This is a genomic window from Streptomyces sp. SD31 (assembly GCF_052068475.1).
Lineage (GTDB): Bacteria > Actinomycetota > Actinomycetes > Streptomycetales > Streptomycetaceae > Streptomyces.
The window spans coordinates 85,631-107,814 of the sequence record NZ_JBQHCX010000018.1; the positions used below are offsets into that span (position 1 = coordinate 85,631).

The 22,184-nt window shown below is 71.0% G+C and carries 23 protein-coding genes; 14 read left to right on the top strand and 9 right to left on the bottom strand.

Annotation, left to right across the window (positions count from 1 at the left end; genetic code table 11):
• Window positions 1-31 precede the first annotated feature (31 nt).
• From ACTMVF_RS32970 to ACTMVF_RS32980, 3 genes are all read left to right on the top strand, one after another.
• Window positions 32-1,960: an AMP-dependent synthetase/ligase gene (locus ACTMVF_RS32970; RefSeq protein ID WP_441274749.1), complete on the top strand. Its 1,929-nt coding sequence runs from the start codon at window positions 32-34 to the stop codon at window positions 1,958-1,960.
• Window positions 1,961-2,073: 113 nt separating this feature from the next.
• Window positions 2,074-2,721, top strand: a complete 648-nt coding sequence (locus ACTMVF_RS32975; protein ID WP_441274750.1) for an RNA polymerase sigma factor — start codon at window positions 2,074-2,076, stop codon at window positions 2,719-2,721.
• Complete coding sequence (locus tag ACTMVF_RS32980; RefSeq protein WP_441274751.1) at window positions 2,714-3,661, top strand: CU044_5270 family protein; 948 nt, start codon at window positions 2,714-2,716, stop codon at window positions 3,659-3,661. The genes ACTMVF_RS32975 and ACTMVF_RS32980 overlap by 8 nt, the downstream gene beginning before the upstream one ends.
• A gap of 8 nt (window positions 3,662-3,669) precedes the next feature.
• Here the strand turns inward: ACTMVF_RS32980 and ACTMVF_RS32985 are convergent, their stop codons facing one another.
• On the bottom strand, window positions 3,670-4,188 hold the full coding sequence (locus ACTMVF_RS32985) for a hypothetical protein (RefSeq protein WP_441274752.1): 519 nt from the start codon (window positions 4,186-4,188) through the stop codon (window positions 3,670-3,672).
• Window positions 4,189-4,314: 126 nt separating this feature from the next.
• Entirely contained in the window at window positions 4,315-4,809 is a 495-nt protein-coding gene (locus ACTMVF_RS32990; protein WP_441274753.1) for a hypothetical protein, read from the bottom strand.
• A 272-nt stretch (window positions 4,810-5,081) separates the two neighbouring features.
• On the opposite strand from ACTMVF_RS32990, the gene ACTMVF_RS32995 reads away from it, so the two are divergent.
• Entirely contained in the window at window positions 5,082-5,597 is a 516-nt protein-coding gene (locus ACTMVF_RS32995) for an EF-hand domain-containing protein (RefSeq protein WP_441274754.1), read from the top strand.
• Between the two features lie 8 nt (window positions 5,598-5,605).
• On the opposite strand, the gene ACTMVF_RS33000 is transcribed toward ACTMVF_RS32995, so the two are convergent.
• Window positions 5,606-6,256 carry a dihydrofolate reductase family protein gene (locus ACTMVF_RS33000; RefSeq protein ID WP_441274755.1) on the bottom strand — a complete coding sequence of 217 codons (651 nt, stop codon included), beginning with the start codon at window positions 6,254-6,256 and terminating at the stop codon, window positions 5,606-5,608.
• A 312-nt stretch (window positions 6,257-6,568) separates the two neighbouring features.
• On the opposite strand from ACTMVF_RS33000, the gene ACTMVF_RS33005 reads away from it, so the two are divergent.
• Window positions 6,569-7,705 carry a sugar ABC transporter substrate-binding protein gene (locus ACTMVF_RS33005; RefSeq protein ID WP_441274756.1) on the top strand — a complete coding sequence of 379 codons (1,137 nt, stop codon included), beginning with the start codon at window positions 6,569-6,571 and terminating at the stop codon, window positions 7,703-7,705.
• Here the strand turns inward: ACTMVF_RS33005 and ACTMVF_RS33010 are convergent.
• Window positions 7,702-8,616 (bottom strand): LysR family transcriptional regulator, encoded by a 915-nt coding sequence (locus tag ACTMVF_RS33010; RefSeq protein ID WP_441274757.1) that lies wholly within the window; start codon window positions 8,614-8,616, stop codon window positions 7,702-7,704. The two genes, ACTMVF_RS33005 and ACTMVF_RS33010, sit on opposite strands and share 4 nt — an antisense overlap.
• Before the next feature lie 186 nt (window positions 8,617-8,802).
• Between ACTMVF_RS33010 and ACTMVF_RS33015 the strand changes: the two genes are divergently transcribed.
• Window positions 8,803-9,429 carry a DUF6817 domain-containing protein gene (locus ACTMVF_RS33015; protein ID WP_441274758.1) on the top strand — a complete coding sequence of 209 codons (627 nt, stop codon included), beginning with the start codon at window positions 8,803-8,805 and terminating at the stop codon, window positions 9,427-9,429.
• Entirely contained in the window at window positions 9,419-11,182 is a 1,764-nt protein-coding gene (gene kstD, locus ACTMVF_RS33020) for a 3-oxosteroid 1-dehydrogenase (protein ID WP_441274759.1), read from the top strand. The genes ACTMVF_RS33015 and kstD overlap by 11 nt, the downstream gene beginning before the upstream one ends.
• Before the next feature lie 40 nt (window positions 11,183-11,222).
• On the opposite strand, the gene ACTMVF_RS33025 is transcribed toward kstD, so the two are convergent.
• The 3 genes from ACTMVF_RS33025 to ACTMVF_RS33035 are packed head-to-tail and all read right to left on the bottom strand — an operon-like array spanning window position 11,223 to window position 12,896.
• Window positions 11,223-11,870 carry a class I SAM-dependent DNA methyltransferase gene (locus ACTMVF_RS33025; RefSeq protein WP_441274760.1) on the bottom strand — a complete coding sequence of 216 codons (648 nt, stop codon included), beginning with the start codon at window positions 11,868-11,870 and terminating at the stop codon, window positions 11,223-11,225.
• A gap of 52 nt (window positions 11,871-11,922) precedes the next feature.
• A complete protein-coding gene (locus ACTMVF_RS33030; protein WP_441274761.1) occupies window positions 11,923-12,237 on the bottom strand; it encodes an AzlD domain-containing protein in 315 nt (104 codons plus the stop codon).
• Complete coding sequence (locus ACTMVF_RS33035; RefSeq protein ID WP_441274762.1) at window positions 12,234-12,896, bottom strand: AzlC family ABC transporter permease; 663 nt, start codon at window positions 12,894-12,896, stop codon at window positions 12,234-12,236. The genes ACTMVF_RS33030 and ACTMVF_RS33035 overlap by 4 nt, the downstream gene beginning before the upstream one ends.
• Window positions 12,897-13,028: 132 nt before the next feature.
• Between ACTMVF_RS33035 and ACTMVF_RS33040 the strand changes: the two genes are divergently transcribed.
• On the top strand, window positions 13,029-13,577 hold the full coding sequence (locus tag ACTMVF_RS33040) for a helix-turn-helix domain-containing protein (RefSeq protein ID WP_441274763.1): 549 nt from the start codon (window positions 13,029-13,031) through the stop codon (window positions 13,575-13,577).
• 106 nt (window positions 13,578-13,683) lie between these two features.
• Here ACTMVF_RS33040 and ACTMVF_RS33045 read toward each other — a convergent pair whose 3' ends face one another.
• A complete protein-coding gene (locus tag ACTMVF_RS33045) occupies window positions 13,684-13,887 on the bottom strand; it encodes a cold-shock protein (protein ID WP_003992177.1) in 204 nt (67 codons plus the stop codon).
• Between the two features lie 310 nt (window positions 13,888-14,197).
• Between ACTMVF_RS33045 and ACTMVF_RS33050 the strand changes: the two genes are divergently transcribed.
• Window positions 14,198-15,046 (top strand): menaquinone biosynthetic enzyme MqnA/MqnD family protein, encoded by an 849-nt coding sequence (locus ACTMVF_RS33050; RefSeq protein WP_441274764.1) that lies wholly within the window; start codon window positions 14,198-14,200, stop codon window positions 15,044-15,046.
• 81 nt (window positions 15,047-15,127) lie between these two features.
• Window positions 15,128-16,837: a serine/threonine-protein kinase gene (locus ACTMVF_RS33055; protein ID WP_441274765.1), complete on the top strand. Its 1,710-nt coding sequence runs from the start codon at window positions 15,128-15,130 to the stop codon at window positions 16,835-16,837.
• Between the two features lie 33 nt (window positions 16,838-16,870).
• Here ACTMVF_RS33055 and ACTMVF_RS33060 read toward each other — a convergent pair whose 3' ends face one another.
• A complete protein-coding gene (locus tag ACTMVF_RS33060; RefSeq protein WP_441274766.1) occupies window positions 16,871-18,397 on the bottom strand; it encodes a hypothetical protein in 1,527 nt (508 codons plus the stop codon).
• Between the two features lie 193 nt (window positions 18,398-18,590).
• On the opposite strand from ACTMVF_RS33060, the gene ACTMVF_RS33065 reads away from it, so the two are divergent.
• From ACTMVF_RS33065 to ACTMVF_RS33080, 4 genes are all read left to right on the top strand, one after another.
• Window positions 18,591-19,337, top strand: coding sequence for a prepilin peptidase (locus ACTMVF_RS33065; RefSeq protein ID WP_441274767.1), 747 nt, complete (start codon window positions 18,591-18,593; stop codon window positions 19,335-19,337).
• 119 nt (window positions 19,338-19,456) lie between these two features.
• On the top strand, window positions 19,457-20,656 hold the full coding sequence (gene mqnC / locus ACTMVF_RS33070; protein ID WP_441274768.1) for a cyclic dehypoxanthinyl futalosine synthase: 1,200 nt from the start codon (window positions 19,457-19,459) through the stop codon (window positions 20,654-20,656).
• A gap of 7 nt (window positions 20,657-20,663) precedes the next feature.
• Window positions 20,664-21,269 carry an imidazolonepropionase-like domain-containing protein gene (locus tag ACTMVF_RS33075; protein ID WP_441274769.1) on the top strand — a complete coding sequence of 202 codons (606 nt, stop codon included), beginning with the start codon at window positions 20,664-20,666 and terminating at the stop codon, window positions 21,267-21,269.
• Between the two features lie 216 nt (window positions 21,270-21,485).
• Window positions 21,486-22,181 carry a demethylmenaquinone methyltransferase gene (locus ACTMVF_RS33080; RefSeq protein WP_441274770.1) on the top strand — a complete coding sequence of 232 codons (696 nt, stop codon included), beginning with the start codon at window positions 21,486-21,488 and terminating at the stop codon, window positions 22,179-22,181.
• Window positions 22,182-22,184: the final 3 nt, after the last annotated feature.

Below are 22,184 nucleotides of genomic sequence, written 5' to 3' on the forward strand. Positions count from 1 at the left end.
CGTCGCTGCACGCCCGCCGCAGGAGCCGCCCGTGTCCACCCCGCTTCCCTCGTTCGCCCCTTCAGCAGCCTTCGACGACGCTCCCGGACCCACCCTGGTGCATCCCGAGACACGGCGGCTGGACGGCGTCGTACGGGAGGTGTACGTACCGCCGTTCGCGCCGCCGGTGACCCACGGGTCGCTCGCGGACCTGCCCTTCGACAACGCGGCCGCGGCCCCGGACGCGGTGGTCCTCAGCCGTAAGGGCGGGAACGGGCAGTGGACGGATGTGACGGCGGCCGAGTTCGCCGAGCAGGTGCAGGCGGTGGCCAAGGGGCTCGTCGCCGAGGGGCTGATGCCCGGGGACCGGATCGCCGTCATGTCGCGGACGCGGTACGAGTGGACACTCCTCGACTTCGGCGCGTGGGCGGCGGGCCTGGTGACGGTTCCCGTCTACCCCACGTCCTCCGTCTTCCAGACCCGCTGGATCCTCCAGGACTCCGGTGCGGTGGCCCTGGTCGCCGAGACCGCCGCCCAAGCGGCCGCCCTCGGCCCCGAACTGGACCGCGTACCCGATCTGCGCCACATGTGGGTGATGGAGAAGGGGCACGTGGAGCGGCTGGCGGAGCTGGGCCGGCAGCAGCCGGACGGCGAAGTGGGCGTACGGCGCGGCATGCTGGTGCCGGACACGCTGGCGACGCTGATCTACACATCGGGCACGACGGGCCGCCCCAAGGGCTGCGCGCTGACCCACGGCAACTTCTTCGCCGAGGTGGACAACGCGATCGAACTCCTCTACCCGATCTTCAAGGCGAGGACGAGCGAGGAGGCGTCGGTGTTGCTGTTCCTGCCGATGTCGCACGTCTTCGGACGCATGGTGGCGGTGGCCTGCGTCCGGGCCAGGGTCCGCCTCGGCCACGCCCCGAGCATCAAGGCGGAGCACCTGCTGCCGGACCTGGCGGCCTTCCGCCCGACCTGTCTGCTGACCATCCCCTACATGCTGGAGAAGGTCTTCAACAGCGCCCGCGCCAAGGCCGAGGCGGGCGGCCGCGCCTCGTCCTTCGACCGCGCGGCGTCGGTGGCCGAGCGCTACGGCGAGGCGATGGAGGCCCGGCACGCGGGGACGGGCGGCGGCCCGAGCGCGACGCTCAAAACGGCCCGCGCCTTCTACGACCCCCTGGTCTACCGCCGTATCCGCAACGCCATGGGCGGCCGGGTGAGGTACGCGATCTGCGGCGGCTCACCGCTCGGCCGCCGACTGGCCGCCTTCTTCGCCGGCGCGGGCATCGAGATCTACGAGGGCTACGGGCTGACGGAGACCACGGGCGCCTCGACGGTGACCCCGCCCCTGAAGCCCCGCCTGGGCACGGTGGGCTGGCCTCTGCCCGGCACCCGGATACGCATCGCGGCGGACGGCGAGATCCTCATCGCCGGCGACCAGGTGTTGCGCGGCTACTGGGACCCGGCGGCGGGCGGCGTGGTCCCGGCCGCGGCGGACGGCTGGCTGGCCACGGGGGACATCGGCGCCCTGGACGACGAGGGCTACCTCACGATCACCGGCCGCAAGAAGGAACTGCTGATCACGGCCGGCGGCAAGAGCGTGGCCCCCGCGCCCCTGGAGAACTGGCTCCGCTCGCACCCTCTCATCTCCCAGTGCATCGTCCTGGGCGACCGCCGCCCTTACGTCTCCGCCCTGATCACCCTGGACATGGACGGCGTCACCCACTGGCGCCGGATGAACGGCAAGCACCCGGTCCCCGCCGAACTCCTCGTCGACGACGACGAGTTGCGGGCGATCCTGCAGCGCGCCGTGGACGAGGCCAACAAGCTGGTCTCCCGCCCGGAGTCCATCCGCCGCTTCGCGATCCTGCCGGCCGACTTCACGGAGATGGACGGCCATCTGACACCGTCGATGAAGCTGCGGCGGGAGGCGGTCATGCGGGACTTCGCGGCGGAGGTGGAGGCGTTGTACGCCAAGTAGCGTGTGATTCACGTCACTGTGCGGGGTGGAACTCGACGGCGGGTGTCGGCGAACAGCAGGAGACCATGACACCCGGTCTTCGAGGGATACCACATGAACCACAGAGGTAGGACGTGACGCTCGCGCCGAGCTCGGGCGCCGCCTTCGCCGCGGCAACGGCGGCGCACGACGGCTCCGACAGCTCGGTCATCGAACGGTCCTGGGAGACGCCCGACACGTTCGCCGTGATCTTCGACCGCTACGCCGACGACATCCACCGCTACATCGCACGACGTCTGGGCTCCGACACCGCCGACGACCTGATGGCGGAGACCTTCGTGATCGCCTTCCAGCGGCGTCGCCGCTACGACCTGTCGCACGCCCACGCCCGGCCCTGGCTGTACGGCATCGCCACCAACCTGATCGGCCGTCACCGCAGAGAGGAAGCCCGCCGGCTGCGGGCACTGTCACGCATGGCGGCGCTGCCTCCGGCCCGGCAGGACAGCGGTCCCGAGCACACGGTCACCGAGAAGCTGGGCGCCGGGGGGACCCACGGCGCGTTGGCCGGGGCGCTCGCCGAACTGCCCGCCCGGTACCGGGACGTGCTGTTCGTCATCGCCTGGGGAGACCTCGACTACGAGGAGGCCGCGCAGGCCCTGGGCGTACCCGTCGGCACGGTGCGCTCCCGCCTGCACAGAGCCCGCACCAGGCTGCGACGGGCCCTGGGCGGACCGGATCGCACCCCCTCGACCGCACCTCAGAAGGAGACCGACCGTGGATGAACTGACGAGGGTGCGCGCATGGGAAGCCGCCCCGAACGGACCTTCCGACCAGGCCCGCGCCGCCGCCCGAGCCCGCCTCCAAACCGCCATGGACGAGGAGTCCCGCAGCCTCGCATTCCGCGGCCGTGCGCTGAGCCGACGCCTCATGTTCCGTGCCTCGCTCGCCGGGCTGGGCGCGGCGGCCGTGGGCGTCGCCGTCGTCGTGGCACGCGGCGACGAGGACGACAGCACGCCTCGTCTGCGCACGGTCAGCGCGACGGAGGTGCTGCGCAGGGCCGCCGAGCGGACCCGCACCCAGGGCAGCGATCTGCCCGTGCCGCGCGACGACCAGTACTTCTACACCCTGACCTACATCACGCGGACGCCGGTGAAGGGCGGCAGGACCAGAACGTGGACCGACGAGAGCTGGATGTCGGTCGACGGTTCCAAGCCCTCGCGGCGGGAGGAGTACGGAAAGGTCCACAACGATCCCCCGCTCGGCGAGCACGAGGTGCGTTGGCCTCCCACCGTCTACTCCAAGCTCCAGAAGCTGCCGACGGACCCCGACAAGCTCCTGGACCGCTTCAGGTTCGGCCAGAAGGTGTCACCGGAGACCGACAGGCACGCGTTCATGGAGGGATGCATGCTGATGATGGGGCCGCGTGTGATGCCCCCCGGCCTGCAGGCCGCCGCCTTCGAAGCGCTGTCGAAGCTGCCCCGGATCCGCCTGGACTACGACGACGTGGACGTCGACGGCCGGAGCGCGGTCGGCGTCTCGTACCCCGAGCTGGACTGGACCTTCCTCTTCGATCGCCGGACCTACGACTACTTGGGCCTGCGCACCAAGGGGAGCGTTCCGAAGAAGGTGGGCAAGGACGACTGGGTGCAGACCGGCTGGTACTGGGAGACCAGGACCCTGCAGGACATCCAGGTGGTCGACCGCATCGGACAGCAGGGCTGAGCCACGGCTCAGGCGGAACCGTTCGCGGTCTTCAGCGCCCGCTCCAGCAAGCGGTCGGCCAGATCGGTGAAGGCCGTGCTCAGGGCTTTGTCCGTGGTCTGCCGGGCGTAGGACTGGAAGACCAGGGCGGCCGTGGCCTGCACGGCGGGGGAGACATGCTTCGCATCGATGTGGAGCTCCCGTTGCAGCTGCAGGGGTACGGGCCACCTCCTCGGCCAGGGCACCTTCGGCGGCTCGGGGCAGATGTCGTCTCCGACCTCCCTGAGCACCTCGGCGGGCCTGCGTCCCGCCAGACTCGCGGCGATCGTCGCTTCCGCCACCGAGACGGACATGTCCCGGACGGCGTTCCACAGGCCGTCCTGCTGCTCCGGCGGCAGTGGCTGCGGGTTGAGCGGCACCCCGCCGACAACGGGATGGGGAGGCACGTACGGCGGGCGCGACTCGACGAGCGGCCACAACCGCGGGTTCAAATGGGCCAGCAGCCTCAGGACGTCAATGGTCGTCGCCGCGCGCTTGACGGTTGCCACAGTGGTTTCCTTCCCTGGATCTCGGTGACAGCGTGAGACCGTAGGGCGTCCTGGTACGGCTGTTCGGGCATTGGCCCTTTCGAGGGCGCGGCCGTCAAGAGCGCGGCCGCGCCCGGCGACACCGCGCTACGGCAGGATCTCCAGCCGCACCGCGCTTTCGGTGCCCCGCAGGCCGGAGGCCAGGCAGTCCGTGGGCAGTTGCCGGGGCAACGAGGTCACGGTCCGGCGTACGGCGTGGCCTTCGCCGCGTCCCTCCACGACCCGGCCGGACTGCAGGACGACCAGTACGCCGGCGACCCGGACGGTGGTGGCGCCGTCGATGACGACCAGCGACCGGCCGCCGTCGGCATAGCGGACGGTTTCGGTGCCGTGCGCGCCGGTCAGCGAGACGCAGGACGCCGACGGCGCGACGGCGTGGAAGGAGCCGGCGGCCGCCGAGGTGTGGCCGGAGACGGTGGTGCAGGTGTAGCTCACGTCCGCGTGGTTGTGGGTCTTACGGGGCTGGAGGGTCAGCGGTGGGTCGTAGCGGCTACTGGCGTTGCCCGCGCAGGTGACGGACTCGTGCCCGCCTGTACCGGCCTGACTGGCCGGCGCCCCCGACAGCGATGAGACAAGGAGCACCAGTGCCCCCAGCGTGACCGCCCTACCGTGCCTGCTCGACACATGCCCTCCCGCAAGTCGTCCAGCGTTACCCGTGCTTCAACCGCCTGGAGGAATCCGCCGCTTCGGGCGCGCGGAAGCGCGCCGACGGCACGCACCCGCCACATGCGCTGTCACGCGCGCGTCTGTTCCAGACGGGGCGCAGTGGGTTGCTTGGAGCCCGGCACAAGGCGGGTAGGAAGCGCCGGACGTCCTCGTCCAGGGCGCATGAACCCGAGCAGGAGGAGATCCGAGTGAGCCGTACGACCGCCGACGCCGCGACGACCGCGCGCGTGCGCGTGTTCGCCATGATGGACGCCGACGGGGACCGGGTCGTCACGCGGCACGACTACCTCTCCCGGATCGACCGGACCGTCGTGGCCACCGGGCGTACGGAGGACGATCCGCTCGTCGTCGCCGCCCGCGCGGAGGGCGTCAAGGCATGGAGTGAGATGGACGCCGACGGCGACGGGCAGCTGACCTTCGACGAGTACAACGCGTGGGTGGGCGCCGACAAGTTCGACAACGTCTGCCGGTTCGCGCTGGGCGCGCTCTTCGACCTCGCTGACGCGGACGGCGACGGCGCTCTGGACAAGGCGCAGTTCACGACGCTGCGCACCGCACTGAACAATTCCCCCGGCAACGCCGCCGCCGCGTTCGACGCGCTGGACGCCGACGGCGACGGCCGGGTCGCCCGCGACGCGTACCTGGCGTCGATCCGCGCGTACATCGTGGGCGACAGCTCACCGATGGGCGAAGTCCTGTACTGAGGCGTGTCTCACCCGGGACCCACACGGGTGAACGTCAGATGCGTGACTCCGCTGGGCGAGGAGGCGGCCTCGACCTCGTAGTCCTTCTCGACGTCCGCCAGGCCGTCCCAGAGGCGCACGCCCCGCCCGAGCAGGATCGGGACCACCGCGACGTGCAGGTGGTCGATGAGCCCGGCGGCGAGGAAGTCGCGGATCACGGTGGGGCCCCCGCCGATGCGCACGTCCTGCCCGCCCGCGGCCTTGCGGGCCGTCTCCAGCGCCTCGGCGGGCGAAGCGTCGAGGAAGTGGAACGTCGTGCCGCCCTCCATCTCGATCGACGGGCGCTGCTGATGGGTGAGGACGAAGGCCGGTGTGTGGAACGGCGGGTTGGGCCCCCACCACCCCTTCCACTCCGGGTCCTCGTGCCATCCGGGGTGGCCGAACTTCCCGGCGCCCATGATCTCGGCACCGATCCCCGGCGCGAACTGCCGCGCGAAGGCGTCGTCGAGGCCGCCGCTCCCGCCGGGCCGGCCGGTCATCTCGTGCCACCACCGCGTGGCGAACATCCACTCGTGCAGCCGTTCCCCGGCGTGACCGAACGGCGCGTCAAGACTCAGACCCTCACCGGTGCCGAAGCCGTCGAGCGAGATGGAGAAGTTGTGGACGCGGGCGAGTGACATGACCGGCGACTCCTTTCCTTCTGCTGGCTCTTCCTTCTGCTGGTCACGACTCATGAAACAGCCCCTGGCGCGGGAGGTCGAGGAAGGCGAGCCTTTGATCCTCGTTCAACTTCTCGCTCCGACCTGGAGTGTTTCCGAGCGCGACGTCGGGAAGACGGTCCGGGCGGAACTCATGCTTGAGGAAGGGGAATCATGATCATGGAAAACGGTTGCCGTCTCGTTACGACAACTGCTTGACGTGACATGCCGCGGCCGCGTTGGCTACCGCCACCCGGGTAGCAACGCCGCACCTCCGCTCGGAAGGCACCTGTAGTGAACGCACGTACCCCCCACACGCCCGTTGTACGCCGTATCGCCATAGCCCTGGCCGCGTCCGCCTCGGCGCTCTCGCTCACCGCGTGCGGTGTCATCGACGGGATCGGGGGTGGTGACAGCTCCGCGTCTCCCGAGAAGGGCGACGACATCACGGTGGGTCTCCTCCTGCCGGACAAGGACACGGCCCGCTTCGAGAAGTTCGACTACCCCCTCATCAAGAAGGAGGTCGGCGACCTCACCAACGGCAAGGGCAAGGTCGCCTACGCCAACGCCGAGGCGAGCGCGGACAAGCAGAGCCGGCAGTTCCAGCAGATGATCGACGACCAGGTGGACGTGATCCTGGTGGACGCGTTGGACGCCAAGGCCATCGCGTCGGACGTGCAGAAGGCCAAGGACGCGGGCATTCCCGTCATCGCCTACGACCGGCTCGCCGAGGGACCGATCGACGCGTACGTCTCGCACGACAACGAGCTCGTCGGCGAGGTGCAGGGCCGCTCGCTCGTCCAGGAACTCGGCTCGAAGGCCGCCTCCAGCAAGGTCGTCATGATGAACGGCGACCCCGACGACCCGAACACGGCGCGTTTCAAGGAGGGTGCGCTCGACGAGCTCCAGGGCGAGGTGAACATCGTCAAGCAGTACGACACCGACAAGTGGTCGCCGGAGGTCGCCAAGGCGAACATGGAGAAGGCGATCAAGGCCGTCGGGCTCTCCGACATCGCCGCCGTCTACTCGGCGAACGACGGCATGGCCGGCGCCGTCATAGACGCGCTGAAGGAGGCGGGCGCCACCAGGATTCCGCCGGTGACGGGGCAGGACGCGAATCTGGACGCGGTGCAGCGGATCGTCGCGGGCGAGCAGTTCATGACCGTGTACAAATCGTTCCTGCTGGAGGCGACCAACGCCGCGAAGATGGCCGTGTACAAGGTCCAGGGACGCGACATCGAGTTCGACGCGCTGACCGCGGACTCGGTCGACAGCCCGACACAGAAGAACATCCCGGCCCAGCTGGTGCCCGTGGTCGCCCTCACGAAGGACAACATCGAGGACACGGTGATCCAGGACGGGGTCTACACCGTCAAGCAGATCTGCACCGCTGAGTACGCGGCGGACTGTGCGGCGATCGGCCTGAATTAGCCATTGCCCCGGCGACAGCCCTCCACCAGGTCCGCGAACGCCCGGGCCGGCGGGCTCAGCGCCTCCCAGCGGCGTACGGCCCAGCCGACGGGCAGGGGCCGCAGGGCGGGCAGGGGGATGAGACGCAGGTCGCGGCCGCCGGCGCCGTGGCTGTCGCCGGGCACGGGCAGTCCGGGCAGTGCGGGGACCACCGCCCGCCCGACCCCCAGCTCGGCCAGCAGCAGTGCCGTGTCCCAGTCGGCGACGCTCGTGTCGTGCGCGAACCGGACGCCCAACTCGGCGCAGGCGGCGTCCAGATGAGCCGCCGAGGCGGAGTTCGGCGGCAGCCGGATCAGCCGTACGTCCCGAAGGTCGGCGCCGACATCGACGTGACGCCGCTCGGCCAGCGGATCGTCGGCCCGTACCGCCAGCACCCACGGCAGCTCCACCACCGGCCGCTGCTCGATACCGCGCACCGGCGGCCCCAGGGTGATCCAGGCCAGGTCGAGCGTGCCGTCGGCCAGCGCGTCGAAGCTGCCGCGGCCCGAACTCACCGTGCGGAACTCCAGGTTGACCTTGGGGTGCCGCCGCCGGTAAGCGACGACCGCCTCCGACATGAAGTGCCGTACGGTCGTCGCCCCCGTCGCCACCCGCACGTACCCGCTCTCCCCGTCGACGAGATCCCGCAGCTGCCGTACCGCCAGATCCAGCCCGGAGATCCCCTCGGCGGCGGCCGCCTCCAGCACCCGCCCGGCCTGCGTCGGCACGACCCCCCGAGGCTGCCGCTCCAGCAACGCGACCCCGGTCTCCCGCTCCAGCCGCTTCACATGCTGACTCACCGCGGACTGGGTGCATCCGAGCTCCCGGGCCACCGAACTGAGGCTCCCGGCCCGGCACACGGCCACGAACACGCGCAGATCATCGAGGGTCATGACCCCCAAGTTAATCCTTGGGTTCAGCGACAAATCCCAAGGATTGACTGGACTTTGCCCGATGTACGACGATCCTGAACGGGCCCGGGCGGCAACCCGCTCCCCACCCTCGCCGGAGTCCGGACCGGTGCGGGGGAGGGAGCGGGTGCCGACCCAAGACGACCGCAAGCGCCGAAAGGACGGCACGTGTCGACTCCCGCCGCTCAAGCCGAGTCCTGGCTGGAGGATCTCGGCGCCGCGAACATCCCGCACCCCGGAGGCACCCTCCTCGCCCACCTGAACCGAGTGCACGCCCGCCTCGCCACCTGGAACGCCCGCCCCGCCCTCCGACTCGCCGGTCTGTGCCACGCGTTCTACGGCACCGACGGATTCCCGAAGGCCCTGCTGACCCTCGACCGCCGTAGCGAGCTGGTGGAGGTGATCGGTGCGGAGGCGGAGTCGATCGTGTACTTCTACGGCGCCTGCGACCGCGAGTCCACGTATCCGATCCTCGCGGACCAGGGCTCCGGCCTCCGTGATCGCTTCACGGGCCGCTCCCATCGAGCGGACGTGCGTCTGCGCCGCGACTTCGCCGAGCTCACCGCCGCCAACGAGCTCGACCTCGCCGACCATGATCCGAGGTTCCGTGAACAGTACGGCGCTGATCTGTTCGCCTTGTTCAGCCGCTTCCGGCCGTTGTTGAGCCGGTCGGCCTGGCAGGACTGCCTGACCCTTGACTTCACAGGACGATCGCGTCACATTCGCATTTCTGACACATCGTCAGGGTCAATCGACGGTCTGGGTCCAGGCGGGAGCGGCAATCATGACCACTGACGCGAACCCCTCACGAAGACACGTGCTCGCCGTGGGCACGACTGCGGCGGCCCTCGGCGTCGTCGGTACGTCCCAACAGAGCGTCCACGCCGCCGACTTACCCCTCCTCGGCACCTGCGACGTCGTCGTCATCGGCTCCGGTGCCGCCGGCATGACCGCCGCCCTGACCGCCGCCAAGCAGGGCCTGAGCTGTGTGGTGCTGGAGAAGGCGCCCACCTTCGGCGGGTCCGCCGCCCGGTCCGGGGCCGGGATCTGGATTCCCAACAACTCGGTGATCCTGGCGGCCGGCGTCCCGGACACCCCCGCGAAGGCCGCCGCCTACCTCGCCGCCGTGGTCGGCCCGGACGTCCCCGTCGAGCGGCAGCAGGCCTTCCTCGCCCACGGCCCGGCGATGCTCTCCTTCGTCATGGCCAACAGCCCGCTCCGGTTCCGCTGGATGGAGGGGTACAGCGACTACTACCCCGAGCTGCCGGGCGGCCTGCCGAACGGCCGCTCCATCGAGCCCGACCAGCTCGACGGCAACCTGCTCGGTGCCGAACTGGCCCGGCTGAACCCGCCGTACATGGACGTGCCCGCCGGCATGGTCGTCTTCAGTGCCGACTACAAGTGGCTGGCCCTGGCCGCGGTGAACGCCAAGGGTGCGGCCGTGGCGGCGGAGTGTCTCGCGCGCGGTACGGCTGCCGCGCTGCGCGGGGAGAAGCCGCTGACCATGGGGCAGTCGCTGGCGGCCGGCCTGCGCGTCGGGCTGCGGTCGGCCGGAGTTCCGGTGTGGCTGGGCACGCCGCTCACCGACCTGTACGTCGAGAGCGGCGCCGTAGCCGGAGCGGTCGTCACCCGGGACGGCGCCCCCGCCCTGGTCCGCGCCCGCCGAGGCGTGATCGTCGGCTCGGGCGGCTTCGAGCACAACGCGGCGATGCGCGACCGCTATCAGCGCGCGCCCATCGGCACGGACTGGACGGTGGGCGCGAAGGAGAACACCGGTGACGGCATCCAGGCGGGCGCACGGCTCGGCGCCGCCCTCGGGCTCATGGACGACGCCTGGTGGGGCCCGTCGATCCCGCTCCCCGACCAGCCGTACTTCTGCCTCGCCGAACGCACCCTCCCCGGCGGCCTGTTGATCAATGCGGCCGGGGCGCGGTTCGTCAACGAGGCGGCTCCTTACAGCGATGTCGTCCACACCATGTACGACGTCCACGACACGAGCCCCGCCATCCCGTCCTGGCTGATCGTCGACCAGAACTACCGCAACCGGTACCTCTTCAAGGACGTCCTGCCGGCCCTGCCCCTCCCCGCCGCCTGGTACGACTCCGGCGCCGCGCACAAAGCCTGGACCCTGGACGCGCTCGCCACCTCGATCGGCGTCCCGGCGACGGCCCTGCGGACGACGGTGGACCGCTTCAACTCCCAGGCACTGCGCGGCGAGGACCCCGACTTCCACCGGGGCGACAGCGCCTACGACCACTACTACACGGACCCGTCGGTCCGGCCCGACTCATGCCTGGCCCCGCTCTGGCTGCCTCCCTACTACGCCTTCCGGATCGTCCCGGGCGACCTGGGCACGAAGGGCGGCCTCCTCACGGACGCCCGCGCCCGCGTCCTGCGGGAGGACGGCTCGGTGATCCGCGGCCTGTACGCCGCCGGCAACGCGAGCGCGGCGGTCATGGGCCACAGTTACGCGGGCGCGGGCTCGACGATCGGTCCGGCGATGACGTTCGGGTACATAGCCGCGAGGGACATCGCCGGGAACCTCTAGGCGGGGGTCAGACGGGGGTCAGACAGGAGCCAGGCGGGGGTCAGGCGGGCTTGCGGGCGATCAGGAACGCCTGCGGGGACACCTCGTCGAGCGCCGGGTCCGGTTCGCGCACCGTCCGGGACACGAGGGCGAAGCCGGCCGACGTCAGCAGGTCGGCGATGTGTTCCGGGCGGCGGCGCCGGAACGTGAGCGAGACCGGGTGACCGAAGGGCCGGTCGTGGTGCCGGTGTTCGTCGCCGGCCTGGAAGGCGACCAGCAGAGGCGCGCCGGGCGCCAGCACGCGGTGGAACTCGGCGAAGAGCGCCGGGAGTTGGTCCAAGGGGGTGTGGATGGAGGAGTAGAAGGACAGGGCACCGGCCAGTGTGCCGTCCGGGACGTCCAGCTCCAGCATCGAACCCTGCTCGAAGCGCAGCCCCGGGTTCTCGCGGCGGGCGATCGCGAGCATCGACTCCGACAGGTCGAGCCCGAAGACGTTCAGGCCCAGGGAAGCGAGGCGGGCGGTCGTCCGACCGGGACCACACCCCAGGTCGGCCACCGGGCCGTCCCCCTCGACGAGTTCGGCGAACACGCCCAGCACCGCTCGTTCCAGGGGCCTGCTCGCGAGCTCGTCCCGGAAGAGGTCCGCGTAGTCCTCGGCGATGGCGTCGTAGAAGGTGCGGGTGGTGGTCAGGAAGTCGGCGTCGGTCATGGCCGGGGACCCTATCGAAGGCGGCCCCGGCCATGCCCCCATGGGGGGCTCCTCAGGCCACCCCCACCGCCCGAAGCACCGCCGTGACCCCGGCCGCCCCCAGCACCACCACCGGGAACGGCGCCCGCCGCCACGCCAGTACGCCACCCACCAGCACCCCGGCCGGCCGCGCCCACCCCGCGAAGCCGCCGCCCTCGGTCAGCGCACCCGTGGCCAGCAGGGCCACCAGCAGGACGATCGCGCCCGCCGACAGCAACTCCTGCACCCGCGGCGAGAGCTCGACGCGCCCGTGGAGCACCGGCCCGGCCAGCCGGAAGGCGTACGTCCCGACCGCCAGCGTCAGGATCATGGCCACCGTCGCGCTCATGCCGTACGCCTCCCGCCGCCACGTCCGTGGACGGCGAGCCCCGCCAGCGCCACCAGTACCGGCACCCCCGCCGGGACGGCCGGCGTCACGGCCAGCGCCAGCCCCGCACCGAGCAGCGCGGACCGCCGGACGGCCGAGCCGTCGCGCAGGGCGGGCAGCACCAGGGCGGCCAGGACGGCGGGGAAGGCCGCGTCCAGACCGTAGGTGCCGGTGTCGCCCAACGCGCCTCCGGCCAGGCCTCCGGCCAGGACGCCGAGGTTCCACACGGCGAACAGGCCGAGCCCGGAGATCCAGAAGGCCGCCCGCCGCCGTGCCGGATCCGGCTGGGCGAGGGCGAAGGCCACCGTCTCGTCGGTCACCAGATGGGCGCCCAGGAGGCGGGCGAGGCGGCCCCGGCCGATGACGTCCGCCACAGCCAGGCTGAAGGCCGCCGTGCGCGTGTTGAGCAGCAGCCCGGTGGCCGCCGCCGCGAACGGCCCGCCCCCGGCCAGCAGCACACCGACCGCACTGAACTGCGCCGATCCCGCGTACACCACCAGCGACATCAGCACCGGCACCCACACCGGCAGCCCACCGGCCACCGAGATCGCGCCGAAGGACACGCCGACAACACCGCTCGCGAGCCAGACGAGTGCGCTGTCGCGCACCAGAGGTGCCATCAGAGGTCTCATCAGAGGTGCCATCATGGGTGTTCGGAGTAGCGAACGCATGTTTTCCAGAATGAACAAGCGGCCGCTGTTCGTCAAGGCGAACGAACATACCGGTAGAGCGAACGACGGGAAGTGAACCGCATGAGCGAGCCCCTCACCTGGATCGCCGCCTCCCTGCGGCGCGAGCGCACCCGGGCCGGGCTGTCACTGTCCGAGCTGGCCAAGCGGGCCGGGATCGCGAAGTCCACGCTGTCCCAGCTGGAGGCGGGCAGCGGGAACCCCAGCGTGGAGACGCTGTGGGCGCTGGGAGTGGCGCTGGGGGTGCCCTTCAGCGCTCTGGTGGAGCCGCCGACTCCGGCGGTCCAGGTGATCCGGGCGGGCGAGGGGCCCACGGTCGCCTCGGAGCGGGCGGACTACGTGGCCACGCTGCTCTCCGCCAGCCCGCCCGGCGCCCGGCGGGACATCTACCACCTGCGCGCCGAGCCGGGCCCGGCCCGAGAGTCGGAGCCGCACATTCCGGGGTCCGTGGAGCATCTGATCGTCGGCACGGGGCGGGTGAAGGCGGGTCCGCGGGGTGAAGAGGTCGATCTGGGGCCCGGCGACTACATGTCGTATCGCGGGGATGTGCCGCACTCGTACGAGGCTCTGGCGCCCGGGACGACGTTCGTCCTGGTCATGCAGCACGTGTGAGGCGGCGCGTACAAGGCGGCACACATAAGGCAGGAGCCCCTGCGCCGGATGGCGAGGGGCTCCTTGGGTACTGCTCTCAGACGTCTTCAGAGGGGCATCCCTCGGATCAGACGGGGGTGACGTTCTCCGCCTGCGGACCCTTCGGGCCCTGCGTCACGTCGAAGGAGACCTGCTGGTTCTCCTCCAGCGAACGGAAGCCGCTCGCGTTGATGGCGGAGTAGTGAACGAAGACGTCGGGGCCGCCGCCTTCCTGGGCGATGAAGCCAAAGCCCTTTTCGGCGTTGAACCACTTCACGGTTCCGGTAGCCATAAGCCCTCCTTGGGCCCAAAGGGTTGCCCTGCTCCAGAACCCTGCAAGTGTGAAAACAAGATGCCGCACAACTGCATACGTCTGAAAACGACGAGAGCCCGCGGTCACATGCTCCGCAGGCTCTGTACTGCAAGGGAAACCAAACTGCAACTTGCGGCGAGCCTAGCACGCGGGCAGCCGAAAGCAATAGAGGTCAAGATCACGTCACTCGGACGTTTGAAGGGTGCGTGTCGGGGTTGACGAGAAGGGTTTGTCACCTGGACGCGACCCTGAAGCCTGCACGGTACCCCATAGGGTCTAGCCTCGCGATGTGGACAATTCTCGCACCCGGCCACGCGTAGGCCACATCCAGTTCCTCAACTGCCTGCCCCTGTACTGGGGGCTCGCGAGAACGGGCACACTCCTCGACTTCGAGCTGACCAAGGACACCCCGGAGAAGCTCAGCGAGCAGCTGGTGCGGGGCGACCTCGACATCGGGCCGATCACCCTCGTCGAGTTCCTGCGCAACGCCGACGACCTGGTCGCCTTCCCCGACATCGCGGTCGGCTGCGACGGCCCGGTGATGTCCTGCGTGATCGTCTCGCAGGTACCGCTGGACGAGCTGGACGGCGCCCGCGTCGCCCTCGGCTCCACCTCGCGCACCTCGGTCCGCCTGGCCCAGCTGCTACTGGCCGAACGCTACGGCGTACGGCCCGACTACTACACGTGCCCGCCCGACCTCAGCCTGATGATGCAGGAGGCGGAGGCAGCCGTACTCATCGGGGACGCGGCGCTGCGGGCCAACCTGCTCGACGGCCCGCGCTACGGCCTGGAGGTGCACGACCTCGGCGCGCTCTGGAAGGAGTGGACCGGCCTGCCCTTCGTCTTCGCGGTCTGGGCGGCCCGCCGGGACTACCTGGAGCGCGAGCCGGTCATCACCCGCAAGGTCCACGAGGCCTTCCTCGCCTCCCGCAATCTCTCCCTGGACGAGGTCGGCAAGGTCGCCGAGCAGGCGGCCCGCTGGGAGGCCTTCGACGAGCGGATCCTGGAGCGGTACTTCACGACTCTCGACTTCCGGTTCGGCGGCGAGCAGCTGGCGGCGGTAGCGGAGTTCGCGCGGCGGGTGGGGCCGACCACGGGATTCCCGGCGGATGTGAAGGTGGATCTGCTTCAGCCGTAGCGGGTCTTCCGCCGTAGCGGGTGGGGTGCGCCGGTTCCGCACTAACCTGCTGGGGAGTCCTACGGGGGAGGGGTGGACGCCATGCAGCCGCTCGGAGTCGACGAGCCGTCCGTCGTCGGGCCGTACCGGCTGCTCGGCCGGCTCGGCTCCGGCGGGATGGGGCGGGTGTACCTGGGCCGCAGCGCAGGCGGTCGTACGGTCGCCGTGAAGATCGTTCACCCGCACTTCGCCCTCGACGAGGAGTTCCGGGCGCGCTTTCGCCGGGAGGTGGCGGCGGCGCGCCGGGTGGGCGGTGCCTGGACGGCTCCCGTGCTGGACGCGGATCCCGAGGCCGCGGTGCCGTGGGTGGCCACCGCGTATGCGGCGGGCCCGTCGCTGGCGACTGCGGTGACGGACTCGGGTGGTCCGATGCCGGCGCACACCGTACGCGCGCTGGGCGCCGGGCTGGCCGAGGCGCTGGCGGCGGTGCACGAGCTGGGGCTGGTGCACCGGGACGTGAAGCCGTCGAACGTGCTGCTGACGCTGGACGGCCCCTTGCTGATCGACTTCGGTATCGCGCGGGCCACGGACGGCACGGCGTCCCTGACGTCGACCGGCGTCTCCGTCGGCTCGCCCGGTTACATGTCGCCCGAGCAGATCCTGGGCAAGGGGATCACGGGGGCCGCGGACGTCTTCTCGCTGGGCGCGGTGCTGGCGTACGCGGCGACCGGGGAGCCGCCGTTTCGCGGGGACTCGTCGGCGGCGCTGCTGTACAAGGTCGTGCACGAGGAGCCCGAACTCGACGCGCTGGACGGTGAGTTGCGGGAACTGGTGGAGGCCTGCCTGGCGAAGGAGCCGGGTGCGCGGCCCACGCCGGGCGAGGTGGCGCGGCGACTGGCTCCGGACGGGGCGGCTCGGCTGGTGTCGGGCGGGTGGCTGCCGGGGGCGCTGGTCGAGCAGGTCAGTCGTAGTGCCGTACGGCTGCTGAACCTGGAGACGGGACAGGAGGTCCTGTCGGGGCCGGTCGGATTCGACCGGCAGCCGGCAGGCGGGGAGTTCGGGCCGCCGCCGGTGATGCCGGGGGCGGCAGCGTCGGGGGCGGTGTCCGTGCCGGTGGCCGCGGCTCCGGCTGACGCACCCGTCATCGCCCCCGAACCGCGCGATGCCCCGCCTTCCCACGACACCGCCCCGCCTCTCCCGGACACCGCCCCGCCGTCCGGCCACCGTCCCGGCAAGTACTCCCTCTCCGTCGCGGCGGCCTCGACGCCGGGGGAGGCGGGCCGTGGGCGGCGAGTGAGCTGCACCGTGGCGCTCGCGGTGGCGGGGGCGCTGGCCGCGGTGACCGTGGGGTCGGTGTTCGTGTTTGAGCTGTTGCCGGGCGGGGACCAGGACACCAACGCGGGTTCCGACGCCGTCTCGTCCCAGTCGCCGGGTGCGGGCGCCGACACCTCGTTCGAGGGTGCCGTGCCCGCCGGCTACCTCGGCACCTGGGAGGGCCGGGCTGCCGCCCTGGACGGTGCGCTCCCGGCGGGCACGTACCGGCTCACCGTGCACAAGACCGAGGTAGGCAAGGAGTTGGGCACCCTCCGGCAGACGGATGTGCTCGGCCTCGTGTGCACCGACGTACTGACCCTGAAGAAGGCGACGGCGAAGGAGCTCGTCGTGACGGCCGTGGGCAGGAAGACCAACCACGGCGGCTGCAACCCGGCACCGCACACCGTCCGGATCACGCCGGCGGGCGACGACCTGGTGTACCGCTCGGAGAGCGACGCGGAGGGCAAGCCCGAGGCTCGGTTGTCGAAGGTCGAGTAGCGGTGCGGGGCACCGCCTTCGGCAAGTGCCGGGCTACGCCGAGACCGGCTCCGGATTCCGGCGCCGCAGCACCCTGCGGACGATCCCCAGCAGACCGGCCGCCAGCCCGAAGGCCAGCCCGGCCGCCGGCACGCCCATCAGCAGGCCCGGCCAGAAGTCGGTGCCGAAGAGCGGCGGCAGTTCGTCCTCGGTGACCGGATCCGTCACCGGGTACGGGTCGCCGGGGGAGTTGGGTTCGTCCGTGCGCGGGGTCTTGTCGAGGATCGTCATCAGGGCGTTGAGGCGTTCGCCCAGGAAGTGGTCCTCGGCCTCGTCCGCCTTGTCGTCGCCGTATGTGATGGATTCCGGCAGGTCGTACAGGAGGCTGTAACCGTCCAGCTGCAGGCCGTGGTTGAAGGCGTTGATGTACCCGCTCGCCGGGTCGGCCACGACGTACACCCCGTCCTCGCCCAGCTTGTCGTGGACCGCCGCGGCGAACGCCTCCTCGTCGCCGCCCGACTCGTCCTCCGTCAGCTGCGGGACGAGCGCGACGAAGACCGGGCCGCCGTCCTGTGACCGTGCGAACGCGCGGATGCGCTCGTGGAGGCGGGCCGACTGGGCGGAGTCCAGCACCCGCGGGGTCTCCGGGTCCGCGTACACCGGGTCCTGCGCCAGGCCCTCCGCCACCCGGTCGAGGCGGGCGTTGAGGTCGATCGCCCTGGGCCTGGGAGACCAGCTCGACCTGGTCTCGTCGAAGACGAGGGGGGCGGCCACGGCGATCGCGACGGCGGAGCCGAGGGCCAGGACCGGCAGGGTCCAGCGCAGCACGCGGCTCGCCTTGACCTCCTTACGCCAGGCGGCCCCCTTGGCCCCGGCGGCCTTCGGGAGGCGGTGCCACCAGCGTCGTACGTACGGAACGAGCAGCAGAATCAGCAGCGGTACGCCGGTGAGCAGGACCCCGGTGAGGGACGACTGGTCGCCGCGGTCGGACGGACCGATGTACAGGGCCGCGGGCTCTTCGCCGGCGTCGTACTTCGCCCGCGCCGCCTCCGCCCGCGCCGCGGCGGCCTTCTCATCGCCCTGCGCGATGACCTCGGCGAAGCGCTCGAAGCGGCGCAACGGGCCCGCGTCGTAGGGGACTTCGTAGAGGGCGACCGTCCAGGCGTCGTCCGCCGGGACGTCGACTCCGTGCGCCATGGCATCCGCCACCTGCGACTCGTCGATGAGCACGTACAGCCCGTCCCGGCCGAGTCGCTCGTGCACCGCGTCGAGCAGGTCCGGGCCCGCGGTGCTCAGGGCCGGGAGGACGATGACGTACGTCGGTACGCCGGTGCGCTCGGCCACCTCGGCGAAGGCGGGGGCCGTGGACTGCGGGACCTCGCGGGGGAGTTGGTCGGTGACGTAGACCGGGTTCGTACGAAGGTGCTCTGCGAGATGGGCGGCCTGGGCGGTGCTGTCGGTCGCCGCCCGGGCCGGGGTGGTGGCGGTTGCGAACAGGGTGGCCAGGGCGCAGCAGAGGAGGCAGAAGCGGAGAAGGACGCGTCGGTTTCCGCGTATGCCGTAAACCCTGCCTGCACGCACTGCTGTCGTCCCCCGTGTCCCGCCCAACTGCTGTATCCCGGCACTCTACTGAGCGCGGCTTCGCTGCTGCGAAACGGATCGAGGCAGGGGTCCGGTATGCCTTGAAAGCCTGCTGGGAGGCCTGTATGGGGAGGCATGTACAGGGCTGATACGGTGCCACGTTCATGAGCACAGCGAGTGGTGGTACGGCCGCATGAGCACTGCCCTGCTGGTCCTCATCGCCGCGCTCTGGGGCGCGGCGTCGGGGGCGTTGCTGCCGAAGGCCGCCTATCGGTTCTCCGTTCCGGAGGAGGAGGGCCGGCGGGAGGCGTGTCCGGGTGGGCACGCGATCGGCGGACGGTTCGGCGGGTGGCTCGGGCGGGCCCGGTGCGGGCAGTGCGGCACCGACATACCACCGTACGGTCCCGGCGCCCCGATGCCCGCCGCCGTCACCGCCCTCGTCTGCGCCGCCCTCGCCGCCGCCACGGACACCCGGCCCGAGCTGGGCGTCTGGCTGCTGCTGGCGCCCGTCGGTGTACTGCTCACGATCGTCGACTTCCGGGTACGGCGGCTGCCCAACCCGCTGACCCTCACACTGGCGGTCGCCGCGCTCGCCCTGCTCGGCCTGGTCGCCCTCGTCCCCGAGCACGCCGGGGACTGGCCCACCGCCCTGTGGGCCGCGCTCGCGCTCGGCGCCGGCTACTACGTGCTGTACCGGATCAACCCCGGCGGCATGGGCTTCGGCGATGTGAAGCTGGCGCTGGGGGCGGGGGCGGTGCTGGGCTGGTACGGCTGGTCGACGGTCATGCTCGGCACCTTCGCCGGGTTCCTGTTCGGGGCGCTGTACGGCTGGGGACTTGTCCTCCTGCGCAGGGCCGGTCGCAAGACGGCGATCCCGTTCGGGCCGTTCCTGATCGGCGGGGCGTTCGTGGGGTTGCTGATCGGGGCGTATACGGCGTGACCGAGGGCGTGGGCGTGCCTTGGCCGGTGGCGTGGGGCGCGGCCTGAGGTCGGCCGTCCAAAACGCCTGGCGTAGGCTGGTTCGGTCCGTCCAACCCCTTGACGAAAGGGACGCCCCCGGTGACCGAGAAGGCCGACCTTCAGTCCGTCCTCGACCGTGCCGCAGCGGGCGGACGCATCACTCCAGAGGAAGCGCTCGACCTCTACCGCGACGCCCCGCTGCACGCGCTGGGCGCCGCCGCCGACGCCGTACGCCGCCGCAAGTACGCGGGCACCGAGCACATCGCGACGTACATCATCGAGCGCAACATCAACTACACGAACGTATGCGTCACGGCGTGCAAGTTCTGCGCCTTCTACGCCGCCCCCAAGGACAAGGCCAAGGGCTGGACCCGCGACCTGGACGACATCCTGCGGCGCTGCGCCGAGACGGTGGAACTGGGCGGCACCCAGATCATGTTCCAGGGCGGTCACCACCCGGACTACGGCGTCGAGTACTACGAGAAGCACTTCCGCGCCATCAAGGAAGCCTTCCCGCAGCTCGTCATCCACAGCCTGGGGGCGAGCGAGGTCGAGCACATGGCCCGGATCTCCGGTGTGTCGGTCGAGGAGGCCATCACCCGGATCCACGAGGCCGGCCTCGACTCCTTCGCGGGTGCCGGCGCCGAGCTGCTGCCCGCGCGGCCGCGCAAGGCCATCGCCCCGCTGAAGGAGAGCGGTGAGCGCTGGCTGGAGATCATGGAGATCGCGCACGGCCTCGGCGTCGAGTCGACGTCGACCATGCTGATGGGCACCGGCGAGACCAACGCCGAGCGCATCGAGCACCTGCGGATGATCCGTGACGTCCAGGACCGCACGGGCGGCTTCCGGGCCTTCATCCCGTACACCTACCAGCCCGAGAACAACCACCTGAAGGGCCGTACGCAGGCCACGCTCTTCGAGTACCTGCGGATGATCGCCATCGCGCGGCTGTTCATGGACAACATCCAGCACATCCAGGGCTCCTGGCTGACCACCGGCAAGGAGATCGGCCAGCTGTCGCTGCACTACGGCGCCGACGACCTCGGCTCGATCATGCTGGAGGAGAACGTCGTCTCCTCGGCCGGCGCCAAGCACCGCTCCAACCGGCTGGAGATCATCGACCTGATCCGCAAGGCGGGGCGGGTGCCGGCCCAGCGGACCACGACGTACGAGCACATCATGGTGCACGACGACCCGGCGAACGACCCCGTCGACGAGCGGGTCGCGTCCCACATCTCGTCGACGGCGATCGAGGGCGGCACGGCCCACCCCGAGCTGAAGCTCCTGGCCTCCAACTGACGTACTCGTGCTGACGATTCACGCCGACTCCAGGGGCCATGCGCTCGTCGTCCAGGGCGAGTGGATCGCCGACGCCGGGCCGCTGGAGGAGCTCGTCGCCGCCCATCCGCGGGCGCGGGTGCGGCAGTGGCCCGGCATTCTGACGCCCGGGCTGATCAACATCCACGGCAACGAGCTGCTGGAGGAGGCGTACCACCCCGATCCGCGCGAGGCCGACGAACTGGGCACCGAGCCGCTGACCGGGGACGCGTTGGCGGCGCTGGACATGGACGACGCGCGGTGGGGTGCGAGTGCCCGGCGGGCGGTACAGCGGATGCTGGCACACGGCACGGTCCGGGCGGCCTGCGAGTCACTGACCAACCGCGCGGTGCGCGACGCCGTGCACCGCTCCGGCCTGGCGGTCACGGGCCGACTCGGCCGCCCCGGCGGAACTCCCGCGCTCGATCCGTACGATGCCGAGTGGCCGGTGATGTTCGCGGAGCCGAGGGAGCGTCACTCCGCAGCCCGGTTCGCGGTGTTTGACGTACGGGACGAGACGGAACTGGCCGAGCGCGGTGCGGGGACGTGCGTGGCGACGGTGGCGGCAGGCCGGATCGTCTACCGTCGACGGTGAGGGGAGCGCCCCTTCAGGGGCGCGGGGCTGTATCGATGTACGGCTCCGCCGCGCGGTCACGATCTACCTCTGGCACGAGATCGCCCTGATCCTCGCCGTGCCGCTGGGTGGAGGACGTGGCCGGGAAGAAGAAGCCCAAGCCCGTCCCGTGATGGCCTCGGCCGCTTGCATGAGGGCCTCGGCCGCTTCCGTGCGGGCGGCTGCAAGAATGGGCACGTGACCCGCGCTTCCCTGAACAAGCAGCCGCACGAAGTCGCCTCGATGTTCGACGACGTGGCGGAACGGTACGACCTGACGAACGACGTGCTGTCGCTCGGCCAGGACCGGGTGTGGCGCAAGGAGGTGGCGAAGGCGGTCGACGCCCGCCCCGCGCAGAAGATCCTCGACCTGGCGGCCGGCACGGCCACCTCGTCCCTGCCCTTCGCGCGGACGGGCGCGTACGTCGTCCCCTGCGACTTCTCCCTCGGCATGCTCCAGGTAGGCAAGAGGAAGCACCCGTGGCTGCCGCTCACGGCGGGCGACGCGACGAAGCTGCCGTTCAGGGACGACACCTTCGACGCGGTCACCATCTCCTTCGGGCTGCGCAACGTCCAGGACTTCGATGCCGCCCTGCGCGAGATGTACCGGGTGACGCGGCCCGGCGGCCGGGTTGTGATCTGCGAGTTCTCGCACCCGACCTGGGCGCCCTTCCGCACGGTCTACACCGAGTACCTGATGCGCGCCCTGCCCCCGGTCGCCCGCGCCGTGTCCTCGAACCCCGACGCCTACGTCTACCTCGCAGAGTCGATCCGCGCCTGGCCCGACCAGCCGGCCCTCGCCGAACGCCTGCGCAAGGCCGGCTGGTCGAAGGTGGCCTGGCGGAACCTGACGGGCGGGGTGGTGGCCCTGCACCGGGGCTTCAAGCAGAGCTGAGCG